The sequence below is a fragment of the Microbacterium sp. 01T413_2 genome, assembly GCF_056398985.1.
In genome coordinates, this window is record NZ_JBFTQL010000033.1 from 27,983 (window position 1) to 40,221 (window position 12,239).

The following is a 12,239-nucleotide window of genomic DNA, read 5'->3' on the forward strand; positions in this document are numbered from 1 at the left end:
CGTCGGCGCGATCCAAATAAAGCAGACAAGATTACAAATATCAAACAAGACGAAACGAGAGCTCGAGCCGAGCCCCAGGGAGCAAGGTCAGCAACGAGAACGAGTCCGAGATCGCGGCCACCCGGCATTAGTAATGAGTTTTAAGATATCTCTGAACGCCCAGGCGTTCTCGGGTCGTCCTCGCGCATTCCGGCAGGCAGCGCAGTGCATCAGCATGCTCTACGCGCTGCGCTGCCCGCCGGTGATCATTCAGCGCACGATGTCACGGACGCACTTCAAGGCCGTCGAAGGTGACTTTCGATCCACTCGAACGCGGGTCCGACGCCGGGCTCACCGAGAGTGTGACCGTGTGCGAACCCGAGAGTAGCTGCGGGCTCGTGTACACGCGCGTCCCCGGGGCTGCGGACACCGCGTAGAGCGACGCGTCGGCCACCACGGTGCCGTCGATCACCACTCGGATCAGGCCCCCGTCCGGTGCCTGCGTGGCCCAGATGGAGAGATGACGTCCGCTGAACGAGAACGCCGCCGTGGCCGTGGTCGAACCGGCGACGTGATCAGATCCGTTGCGGGACGCCACCACATTCTCCGTGGTCCATGTACCGGAGTAGCTGATGCTGCTCGACGAATCGTCCGTGAACGTCGTCGCGCCCAGCGGGCTACCGCCGAACGCCCCCCTGTTCGGAACAGTGGTTGAGATCACGTTGCCCCAGTAGTCCACTGCCGGCGGGTTCGCCACGGCGATCCCGTTGTTGGCGCCGGAGGAACCGGAGGCGATCTGGTATCCGCCCACCGTCTGATAGCCCGTGGCCGCCGTACCCTGAGCGATGATCTTCGGGTCTGCTGTGGACGCGAACAGGTCGCTCGGCGGCGTGAAGCCGCGATAGACGTTGTTCGAGTAGTACGCGTTGTTCGGCATCGACGCGCCTGACGGACCGATGAGGATGTTGTTCGCAAGATACGTGAGGCTGGCGAATCCCAGATCCGGCGAAGCCGAACCGCAGTCGATCGTGTTGTTGTAGAACGCGAAGTCCGTCAGATTGCCGGGGTTGTCGACGACGCGGCAATCACCCACGGAGACGTTGTACCGGTACACGATCGACGTCGGCTTTCCTCCGCCGCAACCGACGCAATCCAGCAGGATCCCACCGTAGTTGTTGTGGTCGTAGTTGTACTGATAGGTGCACCGGCCGGTCATGTAGCCGTCGCAGTCCCACGCCTCACTGTCGAACGTGTGCGCCACGAGGTTCATCGCCTCGTTGTACTGGAAGGTGGGGTTGTCGTCGTTCCATCCCCAGATCGCCGCGATGTTCTGCGGGTTGATCGCATTCGTCCCCGCGCCGTCGGAGATGTTGTGATCGATCAGGGGCGAGTCGGTTCCGCAGACCACGATGCCGTCGTTGCTGTTGCGCACCACCTTGTTGCCCTGGACGAGCACGTAGCGGTTCTTCACGACATTCGTGTTGGAGCCGTCGGTGCCGTACAGACCGATACCGTTGCCGCGCATGTCATGGACATAGTTGTCCGAGATCGTCAGACCCGCCATGAGCGCGCCATCGAGCGGAACGTTGAGCCCGATCCCGTGCGACATGTAGAAGCCGTTGGCGTCAGCACCACGATCGGAGACACCCATCACGTCGTGGACGTCGTTGTTGCGAATGGTGATACCCGAGTAGGTGGCAGCGCTGTTGATCGTGACCAGGATGCCGGATCGACGCGCCTCGGTCGCCGAGGAGTTCGTGACCTCGAGTCCGTCCACGATCCAATAGGACTGGTTCTGCAGGAGCACCGCGCTTTCCGCGACTGCACCGCCGGCAATGATCGGCTTGGCGCCCGACCCGTAGCCGGTGATCGTGATCGGAGCGCTGGCGCTGCCGTTGCCTTGCGGGAAGAGCCGGCCGGAGCAAGTGACCCCGCGCTTGAGGAGAAGTTGATCTCCCGGCGAGAACGTGTTGCCGTTAGGACCACTCAAGGAATTCCACGGGCTGGTGCTCGTCCCCGATCCGTTGCTCGCAGCACTGCAGTCGACGTACCACGCCGTGCCGACGGCGGCCGCCTGAACCGTCCACGTGAACGTGATGCTCGATGCGTGCAGGCGCGAATCGGTTGCCGTGAGCGTCGTGGTCCACGAGCCCGCTTTCCGCGGGGTTCCCATGACCATCCCCGTCGCGTAATTGATGAGCAGGCCGTCGGGCAGGTTCGTGGCCGTCCAATCGACGCGCCCCACCCCTCCAGTTGCCGAGGGCGTCAGGCCGGTGGCCACGCCGATGGTGGATGTCTGCGTCGAGATCGCCGCGATCGCGGGCGGATCGGTCGCCGGAACCGTCCACTGCTGAAAGGCCGCGCTGGGCTGGCAGGGTTGAAGCTCCAGCCGCGCCCCGTCGACGATCGCCTGTCCGGTCACGCTCAGGCACTTGCCCGACTTGAGGTTCGAGATCGTACCGTTCGGGAGTGCCACCCATTTCTGGTCGCTGCCGCTGCTGACACAGCTCCACAGCTCCACGACCGTGCCGTTCGCCACTGCCTGACCGCTGATGCTCAAACACTTGCCGAGCACGCGGACCGTGCCGTCGGAGGAGAGCGTCCAGGACTGCGCGGAAGCGCCGTTGCACGAGAACAGCTGGATGATGTTGCCGTCCTGAGTGCTCGAGTTTCTGTCGTCGAGGCACTTTGCGCCGATCGTGATCTGACCGGGTGTCGCCGCGGATGCGGGCTGAGCGCTGATCAGCAGCCCGAAGACCACGGCGATGATCACCGCTATCACGGCCCAGGGCCGTCGTTGTAGCACGTGAGGGGTTGTCATCTTCGTCTCCTCCTGTTTGTGGTGCATGTGATGGATTCCCGCTGCGGTTCGTGTGCGTGACGTATGTGCGTTCTCTGCGGGTGACGGTCTGCGTAGCGCTTGAGAGGGGATAGTGCGTGACGCGAAAGGTGTCGCCTCTGGGGAGGACACCTTTCCTGCGCTGTTCACGATGCCGACGTGCACGACGACCGCCGCGCGCTCAGCTCAGGAAGATCTCGATGACCGGCACAAGCACGTCCGGGCGCTGAACAGGCAGCTCCAGCGTGAGTGTTCCGGCCGGCTGCCCACCGGGTACCGTGTTGAACGCCTCGGCTTCCGGCGGTCGGATGACCATGCGCACTTCGGACGCATCGTGCAGGAACTGCGCATAGGTCGCCTGGTCCGCCAGGTCAGGCAGATGCAGTGCACCGAACGGCCAGGCGAACAGATGCACATACAAGCGCCGACCGCGCTGGGTGTAACGCACATCGGTCGGCGCCGCCCAGGACGCCGGCCCCGCGCCGTAGACGGCGCGCGAGTGCACACCGACCCAGGACCCGACCGTGTCGATGACGCGCCCCGATTCCGGGTCCACCCGGCCCCGCCCGTCCGGGCCGACGTTCAGCAACATGTTCCCGTTCATCGCGACGGTGTCTATGAGCATGCGCGCAACGAGTTCCGGAGACTTCATGTCATGGTTGTCCCGGTCGTAGCCCCATGATCCGTTCATCGTCTGGCAGGCTTCCCAGGTGACGAGCTGTCCATCCTTCTCCATGGGCGAAGTCGGCTGATACTGCTCCGGGGTCGTGACATCGCCCGGGATACCGAGGCGATCGTTCACGACGATGCCCGGCTGCAGCCCGCGAACCATCGTGAGGAGCTGCTCGGACTGCCACTCCGCGGCACCCTTTCCACCCCACACCGGCGGTATGGCGCCTTCCGCGTAGGAGTAGTCGAAGAAGAGATAGTCGATCGTGCCGTACGAGGTGAGCAGCTCCCGCACCTGGGCGTGGAGGTAGTCCGCATAGAGACGGATGCGACGCTCCTCGTTGATCGCGCGGACCTTCTCCGCCGGTTCGTCACGCAGCGGATGGATCCCGTCGATCGGGAACTGCTCGTGATGCCAGTCGATCAGCGAGTAGTACAGCCCCACGCGCAAGCCGGCGGCACGTGCGGCATCGACGAACTCCCGCACCAGATCGCGCCCGCACGGTGCGTTCACCGAGGTGTAGTCGGTCACCTTCGAATCCCAGAGGCAGAATCCCTCGTGATGCTTCGTCGTGAGCACGACGTATCGCATACCACCGCGCACCGCCCGATCTACCAGCTCGGCCGCGTCGAACAGATCGGGATCGAAGTGCTCGAAGTAACGCCGGTAGTCGCTGGCGCTGATCTTCTCCCGTGTCATGACCCATTCGTGCCGCGCAGCGATCGAGTACAGCCCGAAGTGCACGAACATCCCGAAGCGGTCATGGACGAACCAGCCCGTGTCCGCGTTCGACGCCGCCGTGTCGACGGTACTCATTTTCCGGCGCCCACCGTCATGCCGGCGACGATGCGGCGACCGAGCCAGGTGTAAACGATGAGCAGCGGCAGCACCATGAGCGTCATGCCTGCGAAGATCGATCCCCAGTCGGCTCCGTTGAACGCCGCGGAGTTCATGATCTGAATGAGCGCGATGGGCAGCGTCCGGGTCGACTTGTCCGTGAGCAGCACGAGCGAGAACAGCGTCTCGTTCCACGAGCCGATTGCCGCGAGAGTCATCGCCGTCGTCAGCCCCGGTCGCGCCAGAGGGAGCATGATCGTCACGAACGTGCGGATCCCGGATGCGCCGTCGAGCGCGGCAGCCTCTTCGATCTCGCCGGGGAGGGACGCGAAGAAGCCCGTCAGCAGGAACACGGTGAACGGGAGATTGAGGCCGATCAGCACGATCGTGAGGCCGAGCTGGCTATCGATGAGGGGGATGCCGGTGTTCTGCTGGACCTGCGCGAGCCCGATATAGATCGGGATCAGCAGGACCTGACCCGGCACGCCCAGACCGAGGGCGAACGCCGCCGTGATCTTCGGAGCGATCCATCGCGTCGAGCGGCTCAGGGCATACGCGGCGGGTGCCGCGATCGCGACCGCGAAGAAGGCTGAGATGAGAGTGACGGACGCGGAGTTCAGGAACGCGACGCCGAAGTCGCCGATCGTCCAGGCGTTGGCGTAGTTCTCCAGATGGGGAGGGACGGGGAGACCCAAGGGCTGGCGCAGATAGTCCACCGTGCTGCGCAGCGACGAGACCACCATCCACGCGATGAGGAAGATGTTGAACGCGACGACGAGCCAGACCATCGCGCGTCCGATCCAACCGGCAACGCCCGTCTTGCTCCCTGACGAACGCAACGTCCGCCTCCGGCGGGAACCCGCTGTCGTCAGGGCACGGGTGACAGAGGTCATAGTTCGATCGCCTCCCGGCGCAGAAGTCGGCGCAGGCCGAGGGTGAGCACGGCGACCAGTGCGAGGCTGACGAGCGCGGCAGCCGCGGCGAGCCCGAAAGCACGTCCTGCGTTGGCCTGGAACGCGCTCAGGTACACGTAGATCGCAGTCGTCCAGTTCTGGCTGTTCGGCGACGACGCACGCGTTCCACCGAAGACGAGGATCAGCTCGAACACCTTCACCGAGCTCATCGTCCACAGGATGGCGCAGACGGACACGACGTCCCAGGAGAGCGGAAGGGTGACCGTGAAGAACTGACGGATGGGGCCGGCGCCGTCCAGCGATGCCGCCTCGTAGTAGTAGGGCGGGATCTGGTCGACGCCCGACATGATGATGCTCGTGAAGTAGCCCGTGGAGGACCAGATGAGGATCGCCATGATCAGGGTGAACTGGTTATCGGGCGCCAGCCATTTGGGCGCGTCGGTGATGCCCACCCAGTGCAGCGCGGTGTTGACGAGACCGTTCGGGTTGAACAGCATCCCGGCGAAGATGGCGAAGATCAGCGCGTTGATCAGGTTCGGGAAGAACAGCACCGAACGCACGAAATGCTTGCCCGTCATCTGGCGCAGTACGAGCGTGAGCGCGAAGGCGAGGACGAAGGTGATGACTCCGACGATCACGAGGATCTTGAACGTGTTCACGATCGACGTCGTGAAAGTGGGGTCGAGCCAGAGCTGCTGATAATTCGCCGTGCCGACGAAGCGCATGGGGCCGAAGCCGGACCACTTGTTCAGGCTCAGCCATGCCACGAACACGATCGGGGCGAAGTAGAAGATGACCATGCCGGCGAGTGCGGGGAGCACGAACGGCCAGAACACGCGGCGACGCACGCGCTCCATGGGCGAGTGGGTCGGGAACCGCTTGCCGCGGGCGGGCGAACCGCCCGCGGCAAGCGTGGTGGATGACGTCGTCAACCCTGTGCCTTCCAGTACTGGACGTGCGCGGCCTTGCCGTTGGCGACGAACTGGTCCGCCGTGGTCTTACCGAGCCAGAGGTCGCCGAACGCGGGGTCGAAGACCTTGCTGAAGTAGTTGCCGCCCTCGCCGTCGAACGTCACGCGCGGTGCCGCCTTGGAAAGGACTTCCTTGACGCTGGCGAGCTCGGCCGGCGCCTGGCCGTCCTTCAGCGCGGTCAGGTTGGAGGCTTCTGTCGTGATCTTGCCCTCGTACTTCTCCGACGAGAAGTACGCGATGAACGCCTTGGCCGCATCCGCGTTCTTGGCCGCGGTCGGAACGGCGAAGCCGAAGGGCAGCACGGAGACGCCGTCCGCCGAGGAACCGCCCGTGGAGGGGAAGTTCGCACCGGCGTACTTCCAGTCCGCGCCGATGGTCTTCGCCGTCTCGGCCGTGACCCAGCTACCCGTCAGGTAGAACACGCCCTGGCCCTGCGCCCAGGCGGTCTCGCCGGCCGGATACTGGCTGGCGTCGTAGCCCGAGACCATGTAGCCGTCGGTGATCAGCTGGTGCACCTGCTCCGCGGTCTTCTTCACCGCGGCGGAGTCCCACTCAGCGCCGGTCTTGTCTTCAGCGAGCTTCTTCATGGCTCCGTCGCCCGCGTTGCGGTTCAGAAGATAGTCGAACCAGTACTCCGCAGCCCAGATGGCGTCGCTGTCGCTGACGATGCAGCCGACGCCGGCAGCCTTCGCCGCGGCGCAGTCCTTGAGCAGATCGTCATACGACGCGGGCGCTTCCTTCACGTACGGGCTGTTCGCGTTGTAGAACAACGAGACCGTCGAGACGGTGTACGGGATGAGGTACTTGTTACTGGAGCCGCCGTACGCCGGGATCTTCTCGACATAGGACTTGTTCACGACGTCGGCAACCTTCTTGCCGTCGGCGTTCGTCATGCCCCAGACATCGCTGAGGTCGGCAAGAGCGTCCTGGCTGTTCAGGGCGGTACCGAGCTTGTCGTATCCCTGGTCCACCAGGTCCGGGGTCTTGCCTGCGGCGAGTCCGGCGGTCACCTGGTCGAGCACGTTGCGCCCCTGCCACTGCACCGTGACCTTGGCGCCGGTCTCCTTCTCGTACGCCTTGATCGCTGCGTCGATGACCTTGGCCTGCGGTTCCTTCTCGCTCCACATGGACCAGTAGGTGAAGCTTCCACCCTTGGCGTCGGATCCGCCTCCAGCGCCTGAGCAGCCGGCAAGCGCGAGCGCTCCGACGGCGACGAGTGCGACGGCGATGCCGCGAACTCCCTTGAGATTCATGTTGTTCCTCACTGCGTTGAATAGGGACTTGCATGGTGTGAATCGCACCGCATCGCGCGGACCTCCCGCAGAGAGGCGCGGCCACTGCTGGCGGTGGCCTGCCCGGTCCGACCCGGACGTCTTAAACGGACGTCGGAGCACGGCCAGGTCCGGGGGACGATGTCGCGCGGATTCTGGATCTGTTCTCGAGGATCTTGGTTCTGTATCGAAGGTTCGGGTTCCGTGTCGATGTTCACTCAGCGCCTGATGCTGGACGGGGCCACCTTGCCCCCGCTGCCTCACGCTCTCCTCACCGCTCCACATTCGGGCCGGCGCGATTGAGTTGGCAATAATAAAGCAGACTTTCAAACTAACCGCAACCCTGGAATATCAGGCCTAGTGGGGGCACCGATAGAACCTAACGCGGATACGTCAACTTTGAAAACTAAATGCTGAGCGACGTGACGCGCCCACACGAGGACTGCCACGCAGGCACAAGAAGCGCTAGAAACCGCGTCAAGACGACGCCTCTTGGGCGTGCGCAACCGTCCGTCAGACCTCGCACGCACCCCCGGCGGAGGACAGTCGACGCGCGACGAAGGTCAGTGCCCATGTCGAGCGACGAGAACGTCGAAACATCCCGTTCTCCAGAACGTGATCCAATCGTCACCCGCCCACAGCGCGAGGCCCTTCGACGGCACGACCAAGGCGCGGGTTCAGGCGATCCCTGGGGCACGCTCCGAGCCCACGAAACCCCGGACACCAAAGCCCGGTCGCTCCCGGTGCGGCGTGCGCGGGGAACCTCAGATCGGCTCCCTCACCCCGCGACGCGCTGTGAAAGCGCCCCCTGGACGCGCTCGATGAACACGCTCGCCAGGCCGGAAAGGGCGACGATGTCTCCGGACGGCTCCGAACGGATGCCTGCACGGTCGGTGCTATCGACCCAGTCCTGGTCACGGTGCCACCAGTCCGCATCCGTGATCTCACGGGCCCTCGGCCGGTCCGGATGATTCCCCGTGAAGAACTCCCGCCAGCGCGGCAGGTAAAGAGTACCTATCAGACCCTGCCAATCGCGTCCGGCGTAGTTGCTCAGCGCACCGGTGGTCGCGGGAACCAGCGGACCCCAGGTACTGAGGATCAATCGTTGACTGCGCTCGAGGCGATCTCGTTCCTCGGGGTCGCTGCCTGCGGCGCGGGCCTCGTCAAGAAATCGCCCGAGTAGCCAGAGCGGCTCCGTGCCGGCGATGGCATCGAGCAGTTCCATGCCTTGGATCCACATCCGGGTGAGTTCGTCATACCTCACGCCGTCGCACGCCCCGTACGCGTCGGCAATAGCAGGCAGCAGTTGGCGCGCAGTGTTCGTCACCGTCTGCCGAGCCACGTCGGCGAGGTCGAACCGGAACGCGCGATGGCGACCGAGGTCGTCGGCGGCATCGCTCATCAAAGGCAGCGCCTCGGCGAATGCGCTCAGGTCGTACGTCGCAGTGCGCGGTGAGAACAACGATGACGTCGACGCACTGAACGACGGCCAGGCGGCGAACAGCGAGTCATGCGGTTCCGAGAAATCGTTGTCGTCCGGGAGGGAGTACGCCGTTGCAACGATCCGCTGCCAGGCAGAGACCGCTGCCGGAACCGCCCGGCCGTAACGCGCGATCGTCCACTGCCGCACCCAATCGTCCACATCCACGCGACCGTCCCGCCACRCCAGCGCGGCGAAGAAGTCCATCGCCAGCGGGTTGTTCAGTCCCCCCTCCGGGAGCGCGGCGATCCCACGCAGTCGTGATGAAGGAACCTTCAGCCATTCCTCGACCCGGTCRTTCCATGTCGCAAGCTGGGCACCGAGGGCTGTGTCGCCGCCGAAGTTCCAGATCGCACCGAACGCGTAATCGACTCCGCGGAAGTCCTCCTCGCGATCGAGCGCAAGATGACGATCGGAGACACCGTCGACGACCAGCACCCTGCGCGGGTCCAGCGCGTCAAGAAGCTCCCTCCGCGGGTTGTCCTGCCAGGCCAGGAGCACCCACGTCGCACCAGGACGAGCCCGCTGCATGGCCCTTTCAATGCCGCGGCCGGCCTCGGCAATGTCGATCGTCGTCGTCCCGCCTTCGTGCAGCGGGTCGATCTTGAACATATCGACGGGGCCGAGGAGCCTGTCGACAGCATCGTAGAAGACGGACGCGGCTTCCGTGAAGAGCGTGGAGCGAGGATCGAGCCAGGCAGGCCGGTCGAACCCCTGCCAGTCGTTGCCCGGCACGTCCACGAAGGCATCGTCAGGGGTGCCGAAGTCACGGGGAACGACGCCGCCGAATCCGGGCACGACGGGCTCCACGCCCAGCTCACGCAGGCGGGCGATGATCCGCCGACCGAGTTGGATGCGTTTCGCGAGCAGTTCCTCCGACATCCCGCCGGGATAGGACGACATGTTCTGCAGCAGCCACCACGGCTGATGCGATGGCAACGGGATCCAGTCGAGCGCCTCGTCACGCGAATACCCGAACCTCGTGAGCAGATCCACATATGCGCCTTCGATGCCTACAGGAACGAAGATCTCGTTGAACCCCCTCGCGACGAGACCATCGATCAGCCGCTCCCAGTCCTCGAAGGTCCGGTATGCGCCGACGTACGAGTCCTCGGTGTCGTTGCCGTAGAACCGATGCTGCAAGCGCGCCCTTGCGACGATCGGCGCCTCAGGGGCGATCGGACCGATCCCGGAGACCGCGGACAGAATCTCGTCGAAAGGCTCGCCCGTCTTGGCCAGAACCGATCGCAAACCCATCAGCGCCGTCGCAGGCGAAGAGGCGGTGATGTGCGGAAGCCCCTCCGTGGCAGAAACGACGAACCCGTCTTCCGACATGGGGGCGATGTCGACCAGGACATTGCCCGCCGCCTTGCCCAGGACGCGGTCGAACGCATCTCGGGCAACCTGCTGTGCACTCGCGGTGACACCCGCCTTGGGGGCGGGGAGTCGCTGCGCTGCGCGCTGGTCGTGATTCATCAGAGCCCTTCACATGAATGGATTGCCCCGTGCGCGCCATCGACGGCGCACGCGTGTTTTCGGCTACTACTTGTTGGCGCCGAGGGTTGCGCCTTCGATGATCCGGCGTCCCAGCCAGAGGAACACCGCGACGATGGGGCCGACGAGCAATACGACTCCGGCGAACAGCGCACCCCAGTTCGAGGTGTACTGAAGGCCGTAGTACATGTTCAGCAACGCGGCGGGCAGGGTTCGCTGGGCGCCGTCGGGAACGAGGAACAAGACGAGCAGTGTTTCGTTCCAGGCACCGAGGCCCGTGATGATGGCGATGGTCGTGACAGGTCCGCGAGCCACGGGAAGCATGATCTTGCGGAAGATGAGCCAAGGCCCAGCACCGTCGAGCTGCGCCGCCTCCTCAAGAGAACTGGGGAGCGAGCGGAAGTAGGCGGTGAGGACGAAGACCGTCCATGGAATAGCGGTCGCCGAGTAGAAGACCACCAGGCCGATACGGGGATCCCACGCCCCGGTCACCCAGTCGGTCATGAACTGACCGACGCTCGTGTTGACGACGAAGTAAGGGATCAGCACCGTTTGCATGGGCAGAGCGATGCCCATGGCGAAGTACGCCGTCAGAGTCGACGCCGTGCGATCCATGCGACGGGCAAGTCCATAGGCGGCGGGGAGGGAGAATCCCATGACGAGCACCAGGCTGGAGAAGACGAAGATCAGCGTGACGAGCGTCGCCTGCCCGAAACCCGCCGTGTCCCATGCGGTGACGTAGTTTTCCCACTCGATGTGCGTGGGCAGTGCAAACGGGCCGAGCAGAATGTCACGGGTGGACTTCAGACTCGTCATCAGGACCCAGGCGAGCAAGCCCAGATTGAACGCGACCCAGAGCCAGATACCGGCCTTGATCGCAGAGGGCACGATGTGATCGCCGAAGAGTCGACTGACCTTCCGCCCCCAAGACTCTGGGGGTCGGTGCCAGGGAGTATGTGCGATATGTGAAGTCACAGCTCGAGAGCCTCTCTTCTCGTCAGGCGCCGGGTGAGGCCCACGAGAACAAGGGATAGGAGGAACATGAGCACGCCGATCGCAGAGACGACGCCCAGATGTGGAAGACCGGACGGATCGTTGAACGCCATGTATTGCTGAATGGCGACGGTCCGAGCCGAGAGCGGCACACCCGAATTCGCGCTGCCGGTGAACGCGAGGACGATCTCGAAGACCTTGAGGGAACCGATGACCCACAGGACCGCGCAGGTCGCGAACACGTCCCATGAAAGAGGAAGGGTGATCATCCGGAAGGCCTGCACCTTGGTGACGCCTTCAAGGGAGGCCGCCTCATACAGATCCTCCGGAATGCCATCGACGGCCGACATGAGAAGGATCACGTAGAAGCCGGCCGCGGACCACGCGAGACCCGCGATGATGCAACGGAAGACGAGATCGGGGCCCAGCCAGGACTGCGGCGGGAGGCCGATCCAGGAGAGCACCTGGTTCAGCGCTCCACGCGAATCCAGAGCGAAGCTCAATGCGGCGCCGATGGCGATCGGAGAGATGATGTTGGGCAGGTAGACCACGGAGCGTATGAAACCGCGGCCCTTCATCTGTCGCAGTACCGCCATGCAGCAGAACGCCACGAGGAAGATGAGAATGCCTCCGCTGACGGCGAGCACCAAAGTGTTGATGAAGGACTGCCGGAAGGCGTCGTCCGTCAGGATGAAGAGGTAATTGCCGAAGCCCCGGAATGTGGCCTTCGTTCCGATACCGCTCCAGTCGAACAGACTGATGGCTGCGCCGTAGATCGCCGGCACCACGAA

The 12,239-nt window shown here is 64.2% G+C and carries 8 protein-coding genes; all 8 read right to left on the reverse strand.

Going from position 1 to position 12,239, the window contains the following annotated elements; genetic code table 11:
• Positions 1-262 precede the first annotated feature (262 nt).
• The 8 genes from AC1DMN_RS15605 to AC1DMN_RS15640 all read right to left on the reverse strand — a co-directional run bounded on the left by AC1DMN_RS15605 (position 263) and on the right by AC1DMN_RS15640 (position 12,236).
• Entirely contained in the window at positions 263-2,800 is a 2,538-nt protein-coding gene (locus AC1DMN_RS15605; RefSeq protein ID WP_477384543.1) for a ricin-type beta-trefoil lectin domain protein, read from the reverse strand.
• Positions 2,801-2,999: 199 nt separating this feature from the next.
• A complete protein-coding gene (locus AC1DMN_RS15610) occupies positions 3,000-4,304 on the reverse strand; it encodes an alpha-L-fucosidase (protein ID WP_441977422.1) in 1,305 nt (434 codons plus the stop codon).
• A complete protein-coding gene (locus tag AC1DMN_RS15615) occupies positions 4,301-5,113 on the reverse strand; it encodes a carbohydrate ABC transporter permease (protein WP_441977423.1) in 813 nt (270 codons plus the stop codon). The genes AC1DMN_RS15610 and AC1DMN_RS15615 overlap by 4 nt, the downstream gene beginning before the upstream one ends.
• 101 nt (positions 5,114-5,214) lie before the next feature.
• Positions 5,215-6,171 carry a carbohydrate ABC transporter permease gene (locus AC1DMN_RS15620; protein WP_441977424.1) on the reverse strand — a complete coding sequence of 319 codons (957 nt, stop codon included), beginning with the start codon at positions 6,169-6,171 and terminating at the stop codon, positions 5,215-5,217.
• Complete coding sequence (locus tag AC1DMN_RS15625; protein WP_477229789.1) at positions 6,168-7,463, reverse strand: ABC transporter substrate-binding protein; 1,296 nt, start codon at positions 7,461-7,463, stop codon at positions 6,168-6,170. Before AC1DMN_RS15625 ends, AC1DMN_RS15620 begins: the two co-directional genes overlap by 4 nt.
• Before the next feature lie 796 nt (positions 7,464-8,259).
• Positions 8,260-10,437 (reverse strand): alpha-N-acetylglucosaminidase, encoded by a 2,178-nt coding sequence (locus AC1DMN_RS15630; protein ID WP_477384545.1) that lies wholly within the window; start codon positions 10,435-10,437, stop codon positions 8,260-8,262.
• Positions 10,438-10,503: 66 nt separating this feature from the next.
• Positions 10,504-11,343: a carbohydrate ABC transporter permease gene (locus AC1DMN_RS15635; RefSeq protein ID WP_440733011.1), complete on the reverse strand. Its 840-nt coding sequence runs from the start codon at positions 11,341-11,343 to the stop codon at positions 10,504-10,506.
• Positions 11,344-11,426: 83 nt separating this feature from the next.
• The gene (locus tag AC1DMN_RS15640) at positions 11,427-12,236 is read right to left on the reverse strand and encodes a carbohydrate ABC transporter permease (RefSeq protein ID WP_477229791.1); all 810 of its coding nucleotides are present in this window, start codon (positions 12,234-12,236) and stop codon (positions 11,427-11,429) included.
• Positions 12,237-12,239 lie beyond the last annotated feature (3 nt).

Coding starts and splice junctions, on each gene's coding strand:
- AC1DMN_RS15615 (WP_441977423.1), bottom strand. CDS start 5,113: ATGGTCTGGCTCGTCGTCGCGTTCAACATCTTCCTCATCGCGTGGATG.
- AC1DMN_RS15625 (WP_477229789.1), bottom strand. CDS start 7,463: ATGAATCTCAAGGGAGTTCGCGGCATCGCCGTCGCACTCGTCGCCGTC.
- AC1DMN_RS15610 (WP_441977422.1), bottom strand. CDS start 4,304: ATGAGTACCGTCGACACGGCGGCGTCGAACGCGGACACGGGCTGGTTC.
- AC1DMN_RS15605 (WP_477384543.1), bottom strand. CDS start 2,800: ATGACAACCCCTCACGTGCTACAACGACGGCCCTGGGCCGTGATAGCG.